This window comes from Grimontia indica (assembly GCF_000333895.2).
Lineage (GTDB): Bacteria > Pseudomonadota > Gammaproteobacteria > Enterobacterales > Vibrionaceae > Enterovibrio > Enterovibrio indicus.
The window spans coordinates 1-19,810 of the sequence record NZ_ANFM02000067.1 but is presented as its reverse complement, the minus strand read 5'-3'; the positions used below and the strand labels follow the sequence as shown (position 1 = coordinate 19,810).

The 19,810-nt window shown below is 48.3% G+C and carries 19 protein-coding genes and 1 riboswitch; of the genes, 17 read left to right on the top strand and 2 right to left on the bottom strand.

All coding sequences use genetic code 11. The features are described from left to right. Positions 1 to 247 precede the first annotated feature (247 nt). Positions 248 to 1,057: a DUF1796 family putative cysteine peptidase gene (locus D515_RS23915; RefSeq protein WP_002542481.1), complete on the top strand. Its 810-nt coding sequence runs from the start codon at positions 248 to 250 to the stop codon at positions 1,055 to 1,057. A gap of 63 nt (positions 1,058 to 1,120) precedes the next feature. On the opposite strand, the gene D515_RS23910 is transcribed toward D515_RS23915, so the two are convergent. Then, on the bottom strand, positions 1,121 to 2,254 hold the full coding sequence (locus D515_RS23910) for a DUF5666 domain-containing protein (RefSeq protein ID WP_039850634.1): 1,134 nt from the start codon (positions 2,252 to 2,254) through the stop codon (positions 1,121 to 1,123). A gap of 329 nt (positions 2,255 to 2,583) precedes the next feature. Here D515_RS23910 and D515_RS23905 point away from each other — a divergent pair, with 329 nt between their 5' ends. Next, positions 2,584 to 2,778 carry a hypothetical protein gene (locus D515_RS23905; protein WP_002542479.1) on the top strand — a complete coding sequence of 65 codons (195 nt, stop codon included), beginning with the start codon at positions 2,584 to 2,586 and terminating at the stop codon, positions 2,776 to 2,778. 65 nt (positions 2,779 to 2,843) lie between these two features. Here D515_RS23905 and D515_RS23900 read toward each other — a convergent pair whose 3' ends face one another. After that, positions 2,844 to 3,893, bottom strand: coding sequence for a M28 family metallopeptidase (locus D515_RS23900; protein ID WP_039850633.1), 1,050 nt, complete (start codon positions 3,891 to 3,893; stop codon positions 2,844 to 2,846). 452 nt (positions 3,894 to 4,345) lie between these two features. On the opposite strand from D515_RS23900, the gene yiaY reads away from it, so the two are divergent. The 15 genes from yiaY (at position 4,346) to ykgO (ending at position 19,656) form a co-directional block, all read left to right on the top strand. Then, entirely contained in the window at positions 4,346 to 5,494 is a 1,149-nt protein-coding gene (yiaY, locus tag D515_RS23895) for an L-threonine dehydrogenase (RefSeq protein ID WP_002542476.1), read from the top strand. A gap of 102 nt (positions 5,495 to 5,596) precedes the next feature. Then, positions 5,597 to 5,902: a DUF6482 family protein gene (locus tag D515_RS23890; protein ID WP_002542475.1), complete on the top strand. Its 306-nt coding sequence runs from the start codon at positions 5,597 to 5,599 to the stop codon at positions 5,900 to 5,902. Between the two features lie 78 nt (positions 5,903 to 5,980). Beyond that, positions 5,981 to 7,285 carry a mechanosensitive ion channel family protein gene (locus D515_RS23885; RefSeq protein WP_002542474.1) on the top strand — a complete coding sequence of 435 codons (1,305 nt, stop codon included), beginning with the start codon at positions 5,981 to 5,983 and terminating at the stop codon, positions 7,283 to 7,285. A gap of 66 nt (positions 7,286 to 7,351) precedes the next feature. Then, positions 7,352 to 7,768: a GNAT family N-acetyltransferase gene (locus tag D515_RS23880; RefSeq protein ID WP_039850632.1), complete on the top strand. Its 417-nt coding sequence runs from the start codon at positions 7,352 to 7,354 to the stop codon at positions 7,766 to 7,768. Positions 7,769 to 7,893: 125 nt separating this feature from the next. Continuing rightward, the gene (locus D515_RS23875; protein ID WP_002542472.1) at positions 7,894 to 8,172 is read left to right on the top strand and encodes a hypothetical protein; all 279 of its coding nucleotides are present in this window, start codon (positions 7,894 to 7,896) and stop codon (positions 8,170 to 8,172) included. Between the two features lie 545 nt (positions 8,173 to 8,717). Further along, positions 8,718 to 8,843, top strand: a riboswitch (guanidine-I (ykkC/yxkD leader). A 56-nt stretch (positions 8,844 to 8,899) separates the two neighbouring features. Then, on the top strand, positions 8,900 to 9,985 hold the full coding sequence (locus D515_RS23865) for a putative urea ABC transporter substrate-binding protein (RefSeq protein WP_002542471.1): 1,086 nt from the start codon (positions 8,900 to 8,902) through the stop codon (positions 9,983 to 9,985). Between the two features lie 9 nt (positions 9,986 to 9,994). Then, the gene (locus D515_RS23860) at positions 9,995 to 10,819 is read left to right on the top strand and encodes an ABC transporter permease (protein ID WP_002542470.1); all 825 of its coding nucleotides are present in this window, start codon (positions 9,995 to 9,997) and stop codon (positions 10,817 to 10,819) included. Between the two features lie 2 nt (positions 10,820 to 10,821). Beyond that, positions 10,822 to 11,613 (top strand): ABC transporter ATP-binding protein, encoded by a 792-nt coding sequence (locus tag D515_RS23855; RefSeq protein WP_002542469.1) that lies wholly within the window; start codon positions 10,822 to 10,824, stop codon positions 11,611 to 11,613. 38 nt (positions 11,614 to 11,651) lie between these two features. Continuing rightward, a complete protein-coding gene (locus D515_RS23850) occupies positions 11,652 to 12,377 on the top strand; it encodes an urea amidolyase associated protein UAAP1 (protein WP_002542468.1) in 726 nt (241 codons plus the stop codon). Positions 12,378 to 12,387: 10 nt separating this feature from the next. After that, the gene (locus D515_RS23845) at positions 12,388 to 13,032 is read left to right on the top strand and encodes an urea amidolyase associated protein UAAP2 (RefSeq protein WP_002542466.1); all 645 of its coding nucleotides are present in this window, start codon (positions 12,388 to 12,390) and stop codon (positions 13,030 to 13,032) included. A gap of 124 nt (positions 13,033 to 13,156) precedes the next feature. Beyond that, positions 13,157 to 16,789: an urea carboxylase gene (gene uca, locus D515_RS23840; protein WP_002542465.1), complete on the top strand. Its 3,633-nt coding sequence runs from the start codon at positions 13,157 to 13,159 to the stop codon at positions 16,787 to 16,789. Next, positions 16,790 to 18,544, top strand: a complete 1,755-nt coding sequence (gene atzF / locus D515_RS25830) for an allophanate hydrolase (RefSeq protein ID WP_002542464.1) — start codon at positions 16,790 to 16,792, stop codon at positions 18,542 to 18,544. Between the two features lie 96 nt (positions 18,545 to 18,640). Further along, positions 18,641 to 19,057: a DUF4156 domain-containing protein gene (locus D515_RS23830; protein ID WP_002542463.1), complete on the top strand. Its 417-nt coding sequence runs from the start codon at positions 18,641 to 18,643 to the stop codon at positions 19,055 to 19,057. Between the two features lie 191 nt (positions 19,058 to 19,248). Further along, complete coding sequence (locus D515_RS23825; RefSeq protein WP_002542462.1) at positions 19,249 to 19,509, top strand: type B 50S ribosomal protein L31; 261 nt, start codon at positions 19,249 to 19,251, stop codon at positions 19,507 to 19,509. A gap of 3 nt (positions 19,510 to 19,512) precedes the next feature. Next, on the top strand, positions 19,513 to 19,656 hold the full coding sequence (gene ykgO, locus D515_RS23820; RefSeq protein WP_002542461.1) for a type B 50S ribosomal protein L36: 144 nt from the start codon (positions 19,513 to 19,515) through the stop codon (positions 19,654 to 19,656). The last annotated feature ends 154 nt before the right edge of the window (positions 19,657 to 19,810 follow it).

Below are 19,810 nucleotides of genomic sequence, written 5' to 3'. Positions count from 1 at the left end.
GACTACACCTGCAAAGGAACGCCGCGATCACAACGCCAGTCAATCTCGCTGAATCCTGAATCTTCAGGTTGTTTGGGTATAATCCTCTCGTTACGAAAAAGCACTAAGATATATCTAGGGTCACGATAGATGACCTTTTCGAAAGTGCTCTATACCCAAACAATCTGAAGATGCTCGAATTCAGGTTGTTTGGATATATTAGAGGTTTCAATAATAAAACAAAGGTTATTCTATTCAGGAGAGATAAGTGCTCAGTAAAATTAAGAGCCAACTGGCAAATCTCATCCATGGCGACGACAGCGACAGAGATTTCACCTCGGCACGGTCTAGCCAGGAGGTCTATCAGACGATTCATCAAGCAGGAAAAGCGAAGGCAGAATTGTCTGAGTTTATAGGAAACCCTACTGGAGAAACAAAGTTCGTATCACTGGGAGAAAATTGCAGCTCCGCATGGTATCTCAAGCAAGTAGGACTCAAAGATGCTTCTTATCCATTTGACTGGGTATTCAGTTCCCCAGATATCATATTGGATTGCTTAGAAGATAGTTTCAGTAAGTATTTGGACCGGGATTTGATCGTTCCAAAACGAGGGAAGGGTTCTGCGGGACACGCTCAGTATCATGATGACTTATTTAATCACCGCAATCCTTTGGCCAGTGAAGCCAATTATGATTACCTCAAAAGGTGTTGTGAGAGGCTCAGTACCTTGGTGGCGTCTCAACAGCCAAGCTGCTATCTCATCACCTTGATTAACGAGCCTGAAAAAAGGGTCAATTGGGCAAAAGGCTTTGATAAGCAATTTGCTATGCCAAGGAATCAAGGCTTGGAGTCGGTCGCTAAGCTGAAAGACTACCTAAAAGCAAAAAACCAGAATACTAAGTTTGTCGTTGTTGACCATTACACGGAGCGTGAAAATTCAGTTGAATATGAAAAAGTTGATGATGATGTTTTCTTTATTCGATTTGATGCACAAGGCAAAAGTACCGGCGTTCTTTATGAAAATGCGTTTGATGACTTTTGCTTTAAGCTGATCATGACAGGCTTATACGGGAAATAACGCCAAAATAAAATTGGGTATAAACGAAAAGGGTTGGCGCTAGCCAACCCTTTCTGTTGATGTTCAGTCTTCTCGTTCAATTTCGCGGGCGACGTACTTGTTGCCAACGATAATACCTTCGACTTCCACTTTCTCTCCGAGGAGTGAATCAAAGGTCAAGTCGTCTTCGTATTCGGTGTTGGCATCAGTAGAAACCGTTTTTCCATTGATGGTGAAAGCTTCTGCTTCCGCATCGATGTCAGTGACGTAGCCTTCTACTTCAAATTCAAAATCTTTCCAGTCGACATCAAAGTCAAAATCATCATCAAACTCAATTTCTTTTGCGATAGTGCGGTGCGCCTGATTGACGTATTCCACCTCGATTTCAACGCCAGGGCGCAGGTCGTTCTTGGTGCCATCCTCAAACTTGGTCGACGGGTGAATGTCGAAAATACCGCGGTAGTTCAACTCAAAACGGCTTTTGTCGTTGGCAACCCAAGTGACCACGCCTTCTACCTCTCCACGGCCTAAGACACCGTTGAATGCTTTGATATTGATCTTTTCAGCAGACAGGGTGCTGTCTGATTCATTGAAGCGACCAAACACTTCAACCCAAGCGCCATCACGAAGTTTGTGTGATGGATTGATCAGGTTTTGGTCAAACCATACTTTCAACGATGGGCCAATTTGGAAAGAGTTATTGTTGAAATCAACGTTTGAGATTCGGCCTTCCGCTTCAACCATTCCGTTTGCATCGTATTCAAACTGAATAACGCTCAGCACTTTATAACCGGCATTTGCAGTAGGTAAAGTCGATACCATCACCCAATCGCCTTCCTTGATGCGGTTTGATAAGCGATCAAACTGCAGTGCTACGCCATTAACTTTGAAGGTACTGCCACTGATATCTGTGATTTTTCCGGTGAACGTCGGGTCAAGTTCCACGTTTGCACTGTCTTGCGCGCGGGTTGAGGTATTCAGCGCAACCATCATTTCAGGTGCCAGCACGTCGGTTTCAAGAGTGCGTCCCTGATAATTCAGCGCTGAGACCTGATACTGTCGCCCATTCACACTGATGGTAGATTGAGTGTGGTTAACAGCGTCTATTTTACCTTCTACCGATGTTGGTGACACCGACGAGTCATTACTGTTGGAACTTCCTCCGCCACAAGCCGTCAAAGCTAGAGCAAGTAAAGGAAATAGTGCTAAACGTTTCATTAAAATGCCTTTGATAAACGAGATAGTGTTTGCTGGCGCGGAATCTAGCACCGTTTATGTCCGAGGATTTGCGGGGCATTTGTCAGGGTTTTGACAAGAAATTCAGGATGTATTTGATTTGTCTACCCCGTGTTTTTAGTCGGTTACCGTTAATAGCTTGGGTCACTGACTCTGACAGAATTGATAAGATTTAGGTATGACACTTGAGACATGCGTTCTCAATTGAGAAATGAAATAACAGAAGACGGATCTTGGTTGAAATCTGGTCGGTCTGTTTGAAAATAAATATGTTAGTAGATTGGTCTTTTAAACCACATTGAGCGATACACATGAAAATTTTGCCATACGAAGAACTTGAAGAGGCGACTCTTGTGGCGGACACCAAGCTGGTCAATGGCGTTTATGTCATGGACAGGCGCGATAGAAGTGATCGACGCAAGAATCGAGGAAAATTCCAAGGTTATGACCGACGGGTATCTGCCGATCGCCGAGCGGGAACCGGTGGTATTGACGAGATCATTTAACTTGTCTTCATGCCTTAAACAAAAACAGCGACGCCAAAGCGTCGCTGTTTTTGTTTTGCTATGGGTTACATCCAGTTATTGGCTTGCATAGCGAAGTTGGTCAGCACCTGAATGTTTTGGTCCAGCTGTGTTTTCAATCGGTTTTCAAAGCGAGGGTTTAGTTCATCCAACCGGTCAAAACGTGTGTGCCAGATTTTTCCCCAGTCTTCTTCTTTTTCTCTGTCACAAGGAGCTAGCTCTGCCTCATTAAAGCAGGTCCAGAGATCACCGTGCGTTGTTTGAGAGTAGCCATCATTTCCATCTTCACCGTTAATCGCAAAGTTTGTGGCTTCCAAATAAGCGATAGGTACGCCAATGCAAGCGAAGGGAGCGTGATCAGACCAACCGCCTGTTTCACCTTCAGGGTAGCCTTCAAATGTAGGATGAAGTTGATGTGCATTATCGCCAAATAACTTATCGGAAACAGTTTTCAGGGCTGTGCGAATCTCCGAACTCCCGTTGTAGTTAACCGCAGGAACGTAATCGCACTTGTAAGGTTCAGAATGCGCACTGTGAACGTAGAGCTTATCTCCTCCGATAATCGTATCGAGGTTAATCATACCAATCATGTTTTCGGTGGCATTTTTATCCTGAACGTAAGCCTTAGAGCCATTTAATCCGTATTCCTCAGCCCCAAAAGCAACAAGCTTTAGGGTATAGGGGAGAGTTTTACCCTCCAGTGCTTTTGAAACAGCCAATAGAGCAACCACACCAGAACCGTTGTCGGTTGCGCCCAGAGAGCCTTTGTCTTCCCCTTTGGTGTCATAATGCGCGCCGATGAGCAGCACTTTATCTGACTCACCCTGAATGGTGATTTGTACGTTTTGAGATTGAAGCTTCTTTTTATCAAGCTCGAAATCAAATGTCAGCATTTCCGGCTGGTAGCCTTGTTTCGTCCATTCCGAAGCAATCCAGTCTGCAGTTTTCTTTTCCTCTACCGAACCGGCTTTTCTTGCACCAATCCCTTTTGTTGGATCAGTCATGATAGTGAGTTGTTCCCACGCATAGTCGTTGGCGAAGGTGGTGTGGCTGAGCAGCATGCTACTTAAGAGAGTGAGTGTGATCGTAGCTTTCATTGTGTCATCCGTTTCTTATTGGTTTGTGTGATTTGTTGGGCTTAATGCCCATCGTTCAGACTATCGACTAAACCAGCGCAGTCCCATCGGTTTTCGACACGATAACCCGCTAACTCGTCGCGCGTTTTATGAAATATACGTGCTATCAGATAGGTGAACGGCTGTGTGAAAAGGAATTAGGTGTTATTCGAATGAAGGAAAACTATCACGCCTTTCAGAAAAACTGTGATGAACAAGATGATCTAGTGTGCGTAACAGAGCTTATCAAAAATGGTGATTACGAGACCTGTCGCAAATTACAGCATGCCGTGTATTAAAAATAGGACAATGAATTGTTCTAGATCAAAGTCTTGCACGCAATCGAGGTGTTACAAAAATTAGGCACGCACAAGGTTAATACATCTGTATTCGTGCACCCTACATATTCAAATAACAACTCCAGGAGAATCGCAATGACGAGCGCATTTTTTATCCCTACCGTTAACCTGATGGGCGCAGGTTGCCTTGTAGATGCTGCTGATGCCATTAAGTCTCACGGCTTCAAAAATGGTCTTATCGTGACCGACAAGGTGCTGAACGAAATCGGCGTTGTAGAAAAAGTTGCGGCTCTTCTGGCTGAGCGCGATGTGCAAACTGCGGTGTTTGATGGTACACAGCCAAACCCGACCATTGGTAACGTTGAAGCGGGTCTAGCAATTCTGAAAGAAAACGGCTGTGACTTTGTGATTTCTCTTGGTGGCGGCTCTCCGCATGACTGTGCAAAAGGTATTGCGCTGGTAGCAACCAACGGCGGTAACATTGGCGACTACGAAGGTGTCGACCAATCTGCGAAAGCCCAGTTGCCTTTGATTGCGATTAACACCACGGCGGGTACGGCGTCTGAAATGACCCGTTTCTGCATCATTACTGACGAAGCGCGTCACATCAAAATGGCGATTGTGGATAAGAACACCACGCCACTGATTTCTGTTAATGACCCAGAGCTGATGCTGGCAAAACCTGCGTCACTCACTGCAGCGACTGGTATGGATGCATTGACTCATGCGGTAGAAGCGTATGTTTCAACGGCAGCATCTCCAATTACTGATGCGGTTGCGATTAAAGCGATTGAACTTATTCAGGCAAACCTACGCACCGCTGTAAATGATGGTCAGAACCTGGTTGCGCGCGAGCAAATGGCGTACGCGCAGTTTATGGCTGGTATGGCGTTTAACAACGCATCTCTGGGCTATGTGCATGCCATGGCGCACCAGTTGGGTGGTTTCTACGACCTTCCACACGGTGTATGTAACGCCATTCTGCTGCCGCATGTGCAGCGCTACAATGCGCAGGTTTGTCCAAGCCGTCTGCGTGATGTAGCAAAAGCGATGGGTGTGAACGTTGAAGCATTGTCACCAGAAGAAGGTGCAGAAGCAGCACTTAACGCCATTCAAGAACTGTCAAAAGATGTAGGTATTCCAGCAGGACTGGAAGTGTTGGGTGCGAAAGCAGATGACATCCCAGTATTGGCGGATAATGCCCTGAAAGATGCCTGTGGTTTCACTAACCCGAAACAAGCTACGCACGAAGAGATTTGCGAGATTTTCCGCAACGCAATGTAATCTTATCTTATCAGCATAACTAAAAAGCCGCTTTTCGAAGCGGCTTTTTTGAACCAGAAAGCAAAGCCTCCCGTAACGTTTTGTTGATCACAGGAGGCCGCCATGAAAACACCACTCACTAAACTCGAACAATACTTCGTTATCGACAAGCTCATTATCCATTCTCTGGACCTCTGCCTCTATCAGGCCTCTGTCATCATTGATGGGGAAGAGCACTTTGTGTGTTATGACGACGGTGACTTCCTACGAACCCATTCGCTTATCGAAATTCAAAAGTGCTGTAAAAATCTGAAAGCGAAAGAAACGGTTCTCCGTCAGGAAAGCGCGTATGACGAAATGGTTGGAGCACCAGCCAAAGGCGAAACAAACGCACTGGAAGTGCCTTTGAAGGACTGCGGACTTTACTGAGCCCTGTATCAAAATTGCCTCACCGGACAGGAAACCTGACTGATACGCTCAATCAAGTCAGAGAAGGGAGTTCGGTAGATGTTAGATCATGGTGTTCGCAAGTATGTAAACGACAAACTGACACAAATGGGGTTCGATACGGACCCTTACGGCGCCGAACCTACCTTGGTATTTATCTTGGCTGCCATTGGTATTGCGGGCATCAGCTACCTTGTTGTCCATCGTGTTATCGTCAAATTCGTCAATCACGCCATCAGCAAAAACAAGCAATCTTGGGCAAACAGCCTAACCAAGCATGAAGTATTGGAAAAACTCGCTGCGCTTGTGCCAGTAATGATTCTTGATGTCTTGGTTCCACCTATTCTGACCCATCATCCTTTGCTTGCGACCATGTCAGACCGATGCCTTGGCATTGCCGTTATCGTCATGTTTATCTGGATGCTGTTTGCACTTCTTGATGCCCTACATGATATTGCCTACCTAAAAGGCATCAGCCGCCGGATGCCAATCAAAAGTTTTGTTCAGCTCATCAAGCTATTCACTTTCTTTGTCGGCATCGTGATCTGTATTTCTATTTTGTCGGACGAATCACCCATCATTTTCCTCAGTGGATTAGGCGTAGCGACAGGCCTTGTCATGTTGGTGTTCAAAGACACCATCTTGGGTTTTGTGGCGGGCATTCAGCTTTCCGCTAACCGTATGGTTAGCCTGAATGACTGGATTCAAATGGATGAATATGGAGCAAGCGGCACGGTAGAGGAGATCTCTCTGACAACGGTGAAAGTCCGTAACTTTGATAACACCATCAGCATGCTGCCCGCCTACGCGCTGGTACAGAGCGCATTTATCAACTGGCAGGGGATGTCCGATTCGGGTGGCCGTCGCATAAAACGCTCAGTGCATGTTGATCTGACTTCCATTCGCTTTCTCACCGAGGAAGAGATTGAAGCGTTAAAAGAAATACGAATCCTGCGCGAATTTTTGTTTGAGCGGGTGAAAGAGATCAAAGAATTCAACGAGAGTTTTGAAGATGTCCACCACGCCGCGAACCTTCGTCAAATGACTAACGTTGGAGTATTTCGCGCCTATCTTGCCGTTTACCTTCGCGCACACAAGGACATTCACAACTACATGACGTGTATGGTGCGCCAATTGGAACCCACTGCGGAAGGTTTGCCGCTTCAGATTTATGCTTTTGTGAACAACACAGACTGGGTTTTCTATGAAGGCGTGCAGGCTGACATCTTCGACCATATCTACGCCATCATGCCCATGTTTGGCTTACGACCCTTCCAGTCATTTGGTGGCCATGATGCAGTCAATATCGGATTGGGCAGCCAGCAGAACAATGCCGCGCCAATAGGTGATCAGATAGGACACTAGCTTTCCACCCACATGATCTGCTTTACCGTGGTAAGGTGTTGGTAAATCTTGATTTGGGAAGCCGAAATGGAAGTTCGACACATCAGTTGGCAGCAAACCATCGACATTCGCCACAGAGTGCTGTGGCCCAACAAACCACCTGAGTTTTGTAAAGCGGAAGGGGACGATGAAGCCCTTCATCTGGGGGCTTACGTCAACGAGGGTCTGATTTGTGTGGCGTCTTTGTTCTTTGATGGTGAAGTGGTGCGCTTGCGAAAATTTGCAGCATTACCGGAGCATCAAGGTCAAGGTGTTGGGTCTTCGGTACTGAATGCAGCGTTTAAAGAAATGAAGGCACGTGGTGTATCGATGTTTTGGTGTGACGCTCGTGAAGCTGCGATGGGGATATACCGAAAATTCGGGATGAAACCATCCGGAGAACGCTTTTATAAAGGCGACATTCCTTACTTTAAAATGTCGATAAACTTCGCAGATTTTCCCTAACTATGTGCCATGTCCCACGCCTAGAGAATGAGCGTTTGAATCTAATTCCGTACGGTATATTCTTTAATCTCAGCGTTTGAAACATACAAATCTTCAGTCGTTTAGTTGAAGGATAGCCAAATACGATGGGTACATTTTGGGGTAAAGTGAATGACTCTCTCGCCGACACACTCAATGACTTTTTTGAGTATCGCGGGCGAGTGTGGATTGTGAGCATTCGCGAGAATCAATTGTTGAATGACTCTTTGATTGTTTCCGAAGATTCTTTCCGTGAACCTATGGACTGGATGGTTGACCAAGGCTATCCCGATGATGTCCTCGAAGAGCTGGAATACCTCAAGCTGTCTCAATCGATCAGCGTTAAAGTCGGCGATATAGAACACTGCATCATGCGCGTGAAGTAACTCAGCGAAACAACGAAAATCCCTCCAGAATCAAAGTGCAAAGTCGGTGCATCTTCTGCACCGACGATGATCATATCTCTTCACCATACAAACCCATTTCAATACTAATCATCTATAAATCAGTCAGTTAAAAAGTTGGCAAGATGGTTGCTATTAAGAGTATGGCGTGCGCATGCAGAACTTCTGCAAACGTTACGTTTACTCCTTGCTGTCGTTGTTGGTTTCTCTGTCCTATCGTTCCTCCGTTGATTGGACAGGGAAACATTTTTTTACCGGCATCCTAAAACCTCAGATTTTCACCTACCGCGAGTTTCATCCGAATATGTGGTTTGCTTATCCTGCGATTTCCGAAGGTCGGCAGACCCTTGCGTGGATCAAAACAGTGCAATTTTGCACCCAATCTGTTCGGTTTCTTCAGGCAGAAAATTGAAAAAGAAAGCAAATATCATTAAATACAATGACATAAAAAATTGGCAAGCCCATTGCTTATAACATCATCAGTAACGCACCAAAGATGTTTCGTTCGAAAGCGTTCTGACAATTTGAAAATAGACAACTAGGGTTCCGATGCTGACAAGGAAAAGCATGCCTGGTCCGAGAGTTGTCAACCTCACCTAAATCAGCACGAAGCTGACTAAGAGGTCACACGGAGGGATAAAAGCCCGGGAGATTCGTTTGATATCTCTTTGGTGCCGTCGATTCGTGAAAACTCAAGGTAGAGGTAGTTATGAAGTTGTATTCTTCCGTTCTTCGCAAAATTTCCACCCGTCTGGCGCTTGCCGCCACATTATGTCTCACTCTCATCTCAGGCCCAGCTCTCGCTGAAGGCAAGCCGACGTTTCGTTTGGCTTGGTCTATTTACGTCGGTTGGGTGCCGTGGGATTACGGCAACAGTGAAGGCATTATCAAGAAATGGGCTGACAAGTACGGCATAGAAATCGAAGTTGTTCAGGTCAATGACTACATCGAGTCGATCAACCAATACACCGCAGGTGCGTTCGATGCGACAGTGATGACCAACATGGATGCACTGACCATTCCTGCCGCGAGCGGCGTTGATTCAACGGCACTTATCGTCGGTGACTTCTCAAACGGTAACGACGGCATCGTGCTGAAAGATGCCGCTAAACTGGCCGATATCAAAGGCCAACGCGTCAATCTGGTTGAACTGAGTGTCTCGCACTACTTGCTGGCGCGAGCGCTTGAAAGTGTCGGCATGTCTGAGCGTGACGTGACTGTGGTAAACACCGCAGACGCGGACTTGGTATCTGCGTTTGCGACTAAAGATGTGACCTCCGTAACCACCTGGAACCCGCTGCTGGCAGAGATTGTTTCCATGCCAAACGCATCAAAAGTCTTCGACTCTTCTCAAATCCCCGGTGAAATCATCGACCTTCTGGTGGTAAACAGCGACACCCTGGCACAGAACCCAGAACTGGGTAAAGCCTTGACGGGTGCTTGGTATGAAATCATGAGCCAGATGCAGATGGACGACGAAGTTGGCACCAAAGCGCTGGAGTTTATGGCGGCATCTTCTGGTACTGATTTGGCCGGTTACAAAGCTCAGTTGGATTCAACCAAAATGTTCTACCAGCCAGCAGATGCAGTGACCTTTACTGAGTCTGAAACCTTGAAAGACACCATGGGTAAAGTGGCTGAGTTCTCATTCAAGCATGGCTTGCTGGGTGAAGGTGCGCCTGATGCGGGCTTTATCGGTATTGAAACCCCTGCAGGTGTGTTTGGTGACAACAGCAATGTTCTGCTTCGATTCAATCCAACCTTTATGGATATGGCAGCGAAAGGCGAGCTGTAAGGCGGGCTTATGACGCGAATTATTAACCTAAAGCCGTCGCCTTTTGGTCGCTCGGTTCTCGCTTGCCTGCCGTTTGTGCTTCTGATCGCCGCCTATTTGGTGGCATCAGATGCCCGCTTGGCAGAAAACCCTAACGATAAACTGCTTCCTTCATTTGCCAGCATTGCCGATGGCATTGAGCGTATGGCGTTTGAACCCAGCCGTCGAACCGGAGAGTTTCTCCTCTGGGTCGACACCTGGGCGAGCTTGGAACGTTTATGCCTCGGTGTTGGTATCAGTGCGCTGTTGGCGCTGGTGGTGGGTGTGGCGAACGGCATGATCCCCTATGTGCGGGCGCCATTGTCTCCGATGGTCAGAGCGATGTCTCTGATCCCTCCGATGGCAATTCTTCCCATTCTGTTTATTGCGCTTGGTTTAGGGGAGCTTTCTAAAGTCGTGCTGATTGTCATTGGTATTACTCCAATGATGATCCGCGATTTGCAGCTTCGAACAGAAAGCCTTCCGAGCGAGCAAATCATCAAGGCGCAAACACTGGGTGCGAACTCATGGACCTTGCTGGTTCGGGTCGTGTTACCTCAGGTCATGCCTCGCCTAATCGAAGCAGTGCGGTTGACGCTTGGCAGTGCGTGGCTCTTCCTGATCGCCGCAGAGGCGATTGCTTCCACCGAAGGTCTTGGCTATCGCATCTTCCTTATCCGCCGCTATCTGGCGATGGATGTGATTCTGCCTTACGTCGTCTGGATAACCATTCTTGCCTTCCTGATGGATTGGCTGCTGCAAAAACTCTCCGCTAAATGCTACCCGTGGTTCCACGCGACTCAGGGAGGGAAATGATTATGGACAACTCAAATACACCCATTATCGAAGCCAAAAATGTCTGGAAAGAATATGGCGACCACGTAGTACTTGAACGTTTGAACCTGAAAGTGATGCAGGGGGATTTCATCAGCATCCTTGGTACTTCGGGTTGTGGTAAATCCACCTTTCTGAACATGTTGCTCGGCACTCAGGCCCCTTCACGCGGTGAGCTGCTTTTGGATGGAAAGCCTCTGAGTTCGGAACCTGGCCCTGAACGCGGCATCGTGTTCCAGAAATACTCAGTGTTTCCACATATGACGGCTCTGCAAAACGTCATGGTGGCTGACGAATTCGAAATGTCGAAAGTACTCGGAAAAGTGTGGGGAAGCAGCAAGGGCGAGCTGAAAGATCGCGCCATGGCACAACTGGAAAGGCTCGGCCTCACACACGCTGCCAACAAGTATCCCGCAGAAATGTCAGGCGGGATGCAACAGCGTTTGGCCATTGCGCAAGCGTTGATGAAAAAGCCGCGCATTCTGCTACTTGATGAACCTTTCGGGGCGCTGGATCCGGGGATTCGGAAAGATATGCATGTGCTGATCAACGACATTTGGCAGGAGCAAAACCTGACCATCTTTATGATCACCCACGACCTTCATGAAGGCTTCAAGCTGGGTTCGCGTCTTTGGGTATTCGATAAGCCAAGATTCGACCCACAAGAACCAGACCGTTATGGGTCGCAGGTGACATTTGATATTCCGCTGAATGACTCAGGTCAGGAAGAGATCATCGCTTCATTACAGGCGAAAGAACAAAAGGAAGTGGCATAAGCCACCGAAAACCAGCTTCGACAGTAAAGGAGAAAGTAATGACATTGAATAGCTTGTTTAAGCACAGTTACCAAGGCGGGCAACATGGCTCGCTGGAAGTACCTGCTGGTTACAGCTTACGGTTTACCGCGAAAGACAGCGGCGCAAACCTAAGTTTGTTGATGTACAACCCGCGTAATACGTCAGAGCGCATCAACCTGCCAGACACGCTGAAATGCCAGCACACGTTTAAGCTCACCGCAGGCAACTGCGTGTATTCCGACATGGGGCGTATTTTCTGCTCCATTGTCCGTGATGACACAGGGTGGATCGATAGCATTGGCGGCCTCAGCAACAGCCAACACGTCACCACAAAGTGGGGCGATCGCGATTATCAGCATCACCGTAACCTGTGGATGCAAAACGGCCACGATGCCATGTTGGTTGAAATGGCGAAGTTTGGATTGGGATTACGTGATGTCGCGGCTCCGATGAACCTCTTTAGCAAAGTCTCCACGACTGATGACGGTGTGCTGGCATTTGATAGCGAAAACACCGGTGCAGGTGATGTTATTGAGCTTCGCTTTGAAATGGACACGGTTGTTCTGCTGAGCACCTGCCCACATCCGATGAATCCCTCTTCTACTTATCCGAGAACGGGCGTTGACGTCGAAATGGTGCGCGCTGAACCCCTCACAGAAGATGATGCTTGTTTGAATCACTGCGATGAAAACCGCCGTGGATTCGTCAACACCCGCCAATATCAACCGCAACTGATGGGATAAGGAGCCAGTCATGATTGTTGAAAGCCAACTTTGCACCCAGGAAGCCAAATTGAAAGAGGTTGTGGATGCCGGCGATTACTACTTCAAAGTTATGAAACAGGGTGAGCGCATGCGCATTACCGATCTTGAAGGTAATCAGGCCGCGGACACCCTGTTTTATAACGCAAACAACACGGAAGAACGCTATTCAGCGATGGATACACTTCGCGAGCAAGGCAATGCCTACCTGACAGCGGGATCAATGTTGTTATCAAATCTGAATAACCCGATGCTGGAAATTGTCGCGGATACCTGTGGTCGCCACGACACCTTGGGTGGCGCTTGTTCAACCGAGAGCAACACTGTGCGTTACGCGCATGAAAAGCGCTGCATGCACGCTTGTCGCGATTCCTGGTTGCTGGCAGTCACAGAAAACCCCGAGTATGGCCTGACCAAAAGAGATATCAGCCACAACGTGAACTTCTTTATGAATGTGCCAGTGACAGCGGAAGGCGGACTGACCTTCGCGGATGGTATCAGCGCGCCGGGTAAATATGTGGAGCTGGAAGCCAAAATGGACGTGATCGTGCTGATCTCTAACTGTCCGCAGCTCAACAACCCGTGTAATGCCTATAACCCAACGCCAATTGAAGTGGCAGTGTGGGATGCAGCTTAACGCTGAGCACTAAGTAATACGTGCGACAACAAGGTTACCAAGGAGAGGTAAGGGACGACCCTTCACGCAGGAAATGCACCTCAGGTCTTTGTCCGGGACGACCCGGATAGATGAAGACAATGCTATGTTCAAAAAAATTCTTATCGCCAATCGTGGCGCCATCGCTTGCAGAATAATTCGAACGCTTGATGCCATGGGCATCGCAAGTGTGGCGGTTTACCACGAAGACGATGCAGGCAGCCTGCATACTCTCAACGCTTCAGAGGCCTACAGCTTAGGCGAGGGCAGTGCCGCTGAAACCTATCTCGATATCGACAAAATTCTTACCATCGCGAAACAAACGGGTGCCGAAGCGATTCATCCCGGCTATGGCTTTTTAAGTGAAAACCCAGAATTCGTGGCGGCTTGTGAACGTGAAAATATCGCCTTTCTTGGCCCAACCAGCGAGCAAATCAATCTCTTTGGTTTGAAACACACTGCCCGCGAGTTGGCGGAAGGTGCCTATGTTCCTTTGTTGCCGGGTACGGGGTTGCTCGAAAGCGTGGAAGAAGCGCTTACCAAAGCAGAAGAAATGGGTTACCCGGTCATGCTCAAAAGCACCGCTGGTGGCGGCGGCATCGGCATGCGTCTTTGCGAAAACGCCGAACAGCTTCAGGATGCCTTTGAGGCAGTAAAACGTCTGGGTGAAGCCAACTTCAGCCATAGCGGTTTGTTCATGGAGAAGTTCATTACCTCAGCCCGCCACATCGAAGTTCAGGTGATTGGTGACGGTGAAGGTAACGTGATCGCGTTGGGAGAGCGGGATTGTTCTGCACAGCGTCGCAACCAGAAAGTGATGGAAGAGACGCCGGCTCCTAATCTGAATGAAGAGACCCGCCAAGAGTTACAACAAACAGCTATTCGTCTTGCTGCGTCGGTGAACTACCGAAATGCGGGTACGGTTGAATTTATCCTCGACCAATCTACCCAACAGTTTTACTTCCTGGAGGTGAATACGCGCCTTCAGGTTGAGCATGGTGTCACTGAGCTGATCTTTGGCGTGGACATTGTTCGTCTGATGGTAGAAATCGGCTGTGGCGAACACGCTGATCATTGGCAAGAGGCTCTGGACGCCAAACCAGCAGGACATGCTATTCAATTCCGTCTTTATGCCGAAGATCCAAACAAACAGTTTCTGCCATCTACCGGTTTAATCACTCAGTTAGATTTCCCAGAAGGTGCTCAGGGTAATGCGGTGAGTCAGGGCGAGAATGGGGGCACGGTACGCATTGACACTTGGGTGGAAGCGGGCGTGGAAGTCAGCCCATTTTTCGACCCGATGATTGCCAAAGTCATGGTGCATGAACCTTCAAGAGAACAAGCACTCGATAGCATCGCCAGCTTGCTGGAAAAAACCGCTCTTTATGGTATCGAAACAAACCTTGATTACCTTGCACAACTTTCCCGTGAGCCTCTGGTGAAAAGGGGAGAAGTGCTGACATCGAGTCTGGCGTCATTTGATTATCAGCCTCGTTCTATCGATGTATTAAACAGCGGCACCCAAACTACCATTCAGGATTTTCCCGGCCGCAGTGGCTATTGGCATGTCGGTATCCCGCCGTCTGGCCCCATGGATAGCCTGAGCTTCCGTCTAGGTAACCAGTTATTGAGCAACGATGAAACCGCTTCTGGTTTGGAGATCATTGCTAACGGACCCACCCTCAAGTTCAACGCTGACACCCAGTTGGTGGTAACGGGGGCTGAATTGCCCGTCACGATTAATGGCGTTGAAGCGCCGATGTTTACTGTGCTGGCAATATCGAAAGGCGATACCGTCGCGCTTGGCGCAATTCAAAACAAAGGGGCGAGGGCGTATCTATCAATCAAAGGTGGATTTGATTGCCCTGAATACCTTGGCAGCCGCTCGACCTTTACCTTGGGCAAATTTGGCGGGCATGCAGGCCGTGCTCTGATGGCAGGAGACGTACTGCACCTCAACAACACTCATTTGGATAAAAAGCGCGTTGGTGAAACATTGCCAGCACCGGATCTTTCCATGACGCATACCTTGCGCGTGATCTATGGCCCGCACGGTGCGCCGGATTTCTTCACAAATGACGATATCCAATCGTTTTTCGATGCCGAATGGGAAGTTCACTTCAACTCAAGCCGCACGGGTGTGCGTTTAATTGGACCAAAACCCGAATGGGCGAGACCAGACGGTGGTGAAGCCGGGCTCCATCCTTCTAACATTCACGACAATGCTTACGCCGTCGGCACAGTGGACTTTACCGGTGATATGCCTGTGATTCTCGGGCCAGATGGTCCAAGTCTGGGCGGCTTTGTTTGTCCTGCCACAGTGATAAAAGCCGATCTTTGGAAGCTTGGACAATTGAAGGCGGGAGATAAAATCCGTTTTCAGGCCGTGTCTTTGGAGCATGCCGAGCGCGCGGAGCGTCATCAGTTAGCGGCGATTGGCATGTTGTCTTCGAAGGAATTGGCATTGCCATGTGCTTCAACCCGAACTTCTCCGGTATTGAAAGAAATCCCAGCACCTAAATATGGCGAACAGGTAGTGTATCGCCCGAGTGGAGAAGATTTTCTGCTGGTGGAATATGGCCCACAAATGCTCGATGTGAAACTGCGCTTTCGTGTTCACGCATTGATGTTGGCGCTGGAAAAAATGGCGATTCCCGCCATTAAAGAGCTGACTCCTGGTATTCGCTCGCTTCAGGTGCACTTCGATAATCTGCAAATCAGCAGTGAAGCCATGCTATCGCTGCTCGAAAAAGCAGAGGCAACCCTCGGCGACATCAGCACATTGGAAGTGCCTTCCCGGGTGGTTCACTTGCCGCTTTCCTGGGACGACCCTTCCATCCAGTTAGCAATGAAAAAGTACGATGAAGTGGTGCGTAAAGACGCGCCATGGAGCCCGGACAATATTGAGTTCATCCGTCGAATCAACGGTTTGGAAAGCAGAGAAGCGGTGCAGGACATTGTGTTTGATGCGAGTTATCTCGTCATGGGTTTGGGTGATGTTTACCTTGGCGCACCTGTCGCGACACCGATGGATCCTCGCCACCGACTGGTGACAACGAAATACAACCCAGCGCGCACCTGGACGCCTGAAAATGCGGTGGGTATTGGTGGTGCTTACATGTGTGTATATGGCATGGAAGGGCCGGGCGGTTACCAGTTAATGGGGCGTACACTCCAGATGTGGAACCGATACAACCAGACAGAGGCATTTACTCAGCCTTGGCTATTAAGGTTTTTCGACCAGATTCGCTTCTATCCTGTCTCGCCTGAAGAGCTCACTCAAATCCGCCGTGATTTTCCACGTGGCAAGTTTGATGTTCGCATTGAAGAAACCCGTTTCAGTCTCGCTGAATACGAGGCCATGCTGGCGAAAGAAAGTGAGTCTATCAGTGCGTTTAAAACTCAACAGCAAGCTGCGTTTGACGCAGAGCGTCAGCGTTGGGAAGAGACGGGACAGGCGAACTTTGTTGCCGAAGTCGTGGACAACGCAGAGACAAGCCTCGAAGTGCTCGAAACCGGTCAGTTCCCAGTGACCGCTCAGTTGGCAGGGAATGTTTGGCAACTACTGGCCAAGCCCGGCGATACCATCAAAGTTGGGCAGCCGTTGCTTATCGTTGAATCAATGAAAATGGAAATTGAAGTGACAGCGTCACAATCAGGGCGTGTGGTCCGAATGTCTAAAAGCGAAGGTGAGCAAATTCGCGCCGGACAAACACTGTTAATCATGGAGCAAATCTAAATGGAATTTACGTCAATTCAACAACTGTTGGCGGCTTATCAGTCAGGTGACATCACGCCAGCAGATTATCTCTATTCCCAGTGGAAAAAAGCGCAAAACGACCAGCATAACTGCTGGATTGGCCTGATCAGTGAAGCGCAATTAGATGGCTACGTCAAAGCGTTGAGAAACCACAAACCGGAAAACAAGCCGCTTTATGGTGTGCCATTTGCCATTAAAGACAACATCGATTTAGCGGGATTACAAACGACGGCAGCCTGCAAAGAATTTGCATATACACCGGGTCAATCCGCGTTTGTGGTACAGGCCTTAATTGAGGCGGGCGCGGTGCCATTGGGTAAAACCAACCTCGACCAATTCGCGACAGGCTTAAACGGCACACGCAGTCCATTTGGAGCCTGTAAGAACAGTATTGACCCAGCATACGTTTCTGGTGGTTCAAGCTCTGGCAGCGCAGTTTCCGTTGCTCTGGGTCAGGTCATGTTTTCCTTGGGCACGGACACGGCGGGTTCAGGCAGGATACCTGCTGCTTTTAACCGTTTGGTAGGCATGAAAGCGAGTATTGGACGGATCAGCTGCCGTGGCGTGGTTCCCGCTTGTAGAACGCTGGATTGCGTAACTTTGTTTGCACACAGCGTCGAAGACATTGAATACCTGCTGCCTATCGCCGGGCAGTATGATGCGGGTGACGCTTACGCCCGTGACTTTTCTGAGTCTGATGCTGACATCGTTTATCTTTCTGATGCAGTCAGGATTGGTGTACCTAAGAAAGAGAATTTGGAGTTCTTTGGTAATGCTGACTTCCAGCGCCGGTTTGAGTTGAGTAAAGAAAAGTTAGCGGCAAATGGTGCCGAGCTGGTGGAGATGGACATTCAGGATTTCCTGGACGCCGCGACCTTGCTTTATCAGGGGCCTTGGGTAGCAGAACGTTATGCCGCCATAGAAGGCTTTTTTGATGAACATGAAACGCAGTGTGAACCGACGATCCAGGCGATCCTTGGCAGCGCAGCCAAGTTCTCGGCGGTGGATGCGTTCAATGCTCAGTATCAATTGAAAGCCCTGAAAAAGCGCTGTGATGCCAAGTTGAAAACCGTTGATGCGGTTATCGTTCCGACGTCGGGGACGATTTACACCATCGAAGAAATGCTTGATGACCCCATCCAGAAAAATACGGACTTTGGTTATTACACCAACTTCATGAACCTTCTGGATTATGCCGCGATTGCGATTCCCGCCGATAACGAAACGGAGCAGATGCCGTTTGGCATTACGCTGTTTTCTGACCAAGGCAGTGAATCCAAGTTGCTGGACCTTGCCAAAGCTTATACAGCCAATCAAACCGTTTCTATGGGTGAGTCGATTGATGAAACCATGGTCATTGCCGTTTGCGGTGCTCACATGGAAGGTTTGCCGCTGAACCATCAACTCAAGGATCGTCACGCGAGCTTTATCGATAAACGCCGGAGTGCGCCGAGTTACCGTTTCTATGCGCTGGCAGGGGAAGGCCCAAAGCGCCCCGGTATGGTTCGCGTGAATGAAGCTGGCGTGAGCATTGAAATGGAACTTTGGGAAGTGCCGACCTCCCGTGTGGGTGATTTTCTTGCAGGCATTCCAAGCCCGTTGGGGTTGGGCAAAGTTGAGTTGGATGACGGTACCTGGGTGACGGGATTTACCTGTGAAGCATCGGGTATTGAAGGTGCAAAAGACATTTCATCCTATGGCAGTTGGCGTTTGTATCTGACTAACAATAGCTAGCTAGAAAAGCAGGCTGTAAAGTCTGCTTTTTTTGTTTGCTTTTCGCTCGCTGGGAGATACACTCCGCGCCCTTGAACTTTGAGAGATTCATTCTGAATGAAAAAGGTAATGCTGAGTGTGGCGCTGGCGTCAGCGACACTGCTTTCAGGTTGTGTGACGTTTCCAACTCAACAATCTGAACAAGTTAAAGTCATCTGGGACGATGTAAATGCCATTCAGGGATGCGAACACAAAGGCACAGTGATCGGCTCTGAAGGCCATTTTTATGATTATTGGCTGCATGCTGACAAAGACATGGTTTGGGGAACCTTGAACCAAATGCGTATTAAAGCGGCAGACAAAGGCGCGAACGTCTTGTACTTGTATCAGCCATTTGGTTTCTCTTCTTCAGTAACCATGTTCGGAAATGCCTACGCATGTGAAAATGCCGCAGATATCGAGGAAAATATGGCTGATTTAGACGCCATTGAAATCGAAGTAAACAGCGAAGTCGAAGCGTCTGAAACGCCGTAATTCGGTTTATCTTCAGAAGAACTTTTAAAGGCCACAGATACTCAGCGTGGCCTTTTTTGTATCCTCGATTTCGCATACCTCTCTGAAAACATTCGCACCAATCCTTTTGCAAATGATAATGATTAGTATTTGACTCGATGAGTTTAAATGTTATGTTATAACGTAGCAATCATGAGTTGGAGGGCATTATCATGAAACCAGGTATCCATCCGGAATACAGAACTGTGGCATTCCACGACACAGGCGCAAACGAATACATCCTTGTCGGTTCGACAGTGCAAACCAAACGTACGGTGGAGTTGGATGGCAAGACCTATCCCTATGTGACGTTGGATGTTTCATCGCATTCGCATCCGTTCTATACCGGTAAACAAAAAATGGCGAAGCAAGATGGTCGCGTGGCGCGATTCAATCAACGCTTTGGTGGCAAAAACCTGAAGGCAGGGAAGTAAACGATGCAAGTATTGAGTTCACTGAAAAGTGCAAAGAACCGAAGCAAAGATTGTCAGGTGGTGAAACGTCGTGGACGTCTCTATGTGATTTGCAAGTCCAATCCGCGCTTTAAAGCGGTTCAGGGAAAAGTGAAGAAGAAAAAGTAGTGCAATCAAATGTACGTTGGTTGGCTCAAAAAAGCCTGAATCCAGGGGCTGTTGACCTTTGGTGATGATTTTTGCAGCAGTTTGTGGGGATTTTATGCAAGGCAGAGGCGTCGATGTGTAGCTGGCCTACATGAGAAGCCGATAACGCAGCAGA

Bases quoted from the DNA above. Each gene is read 5' to 3' on its own strand.
- D515_RS23860 (WP_002542470.1), top strand. From the start codon at position 9,995: ATGACGCGAATTATTAACCTAAAGCCGTCGCCTTTTGGTCGCTCGGTT.
- D515_RS23880 (WP_039850632.1), top strand. From the start codon at position 7,352: ATGGAAGTTCGACACATCAGTTGGCAGCAAACCATCGACATTCGCCAC.
- yiaY (WP_002542476.1), top strand. From the start codon at position 4,346: ATGACGAGCGCATTTTTTATCCCTACCGTTAACCTGATGGGCGCAGGT.
- D515_RS23885 (WP_002542474.1), top strand. From the start codon at position 5,981: ATGTTAGATCATGGTGTTCGCAAGTATGTAAACGACAAACTGACACAA.
- uca (WP_002542465.1), top strand. From the start codon at position 13,157: ATGTTCAAAAAAATTCTTATCGCCAATCGTGGCGCCATCGCTTGCAGA.
- D515_RS23825 (WP_002542462.1), top strand. From the start codon at position 19,249: ATGAAACCAGGTATCCATCCGGAATACAGAACTGTGGCATTCCACGAC.
- D515_RS23855 (WP_002542469.1), top strand. From the start codon at position 10,822: ATGGACAACTCAAATACACCCATTATCGAAGCCAAAAATGTCTGGAAA.
- atzF (WP_002542464.1), top strand. From the start codon at position 16,790: ATGGAATTTACGTCAATTCAACAACTGTTGGCGGCTTATCAGTCAGGT.
- D515_RS23875 (WP_002542472.1), top strand. From the start codon at position 7,894: ATGGGTACATTTTGGGGTAAAGTGAATGACTCTCTCGCCGACACACTC.
- D515_RS23890 (WP_002542475.1), top strand. From the start codon at position 5,597: ATGAAAACACCACTCACTAAACTCGAACAATACTTCGTTATCGACAAG.
- D515_RS23845 (WP_002542466.1), top strand. From the start codon at position 12,388: ATGATTGTTGAAAGCCAACTTTGCACCCAGGAAGCCAAATTGAAAGAG.
- D515_RS23850 (WP_002542468.1), top strand. From the start codon at position 11,652: ATGACATTGAATAGCTTGTTTAAGCACAGTTACCAAGGCGGGCAACAT.
- D515_RS23865 (WP_002542471.1), top strand. From the start codon at position 8,900: ATGAAGTTGTATTCTTCCGTTCTTCGCAAAATTTCCACCCGTCTGGCG.
- ykgO (WP_002542461.1), top strand. From the start codon at position 19,513: ATGCAAGTATTGAGTTCACTGAAAAGTGCAAAGAACCGAAGCAAAGAT.
- D515_RS23910 (WP_039850634.1), bottom strand. From the start codon at position 2,254: ATGAAACGTTTAGCACTATTTCCTTTACTTGCTCTAGCTTTGACGGCT.
- D515_RS23830 (WP_002542463.1), top strand. From the start codon at position 18,641: ATGAAAAAGGTAATGCTGAGTGTGGCGCTGGCGTCAGCGACACTGCTT.
- D515_RS23900 (WP_039850633.1), bottom strand. From the start codon at position 3,893: ATGAAAGCTACGATCACACTCACTCTCTTAAGTAGCATGCTGCTCAGC.
- D515_RS23905 (WP_002542479.1), top strand. From the start codon at position 2,584: ATGAAAATTTTGCCATACGAAGAACTTGAAGAGGCGACTCTTGTGGCG.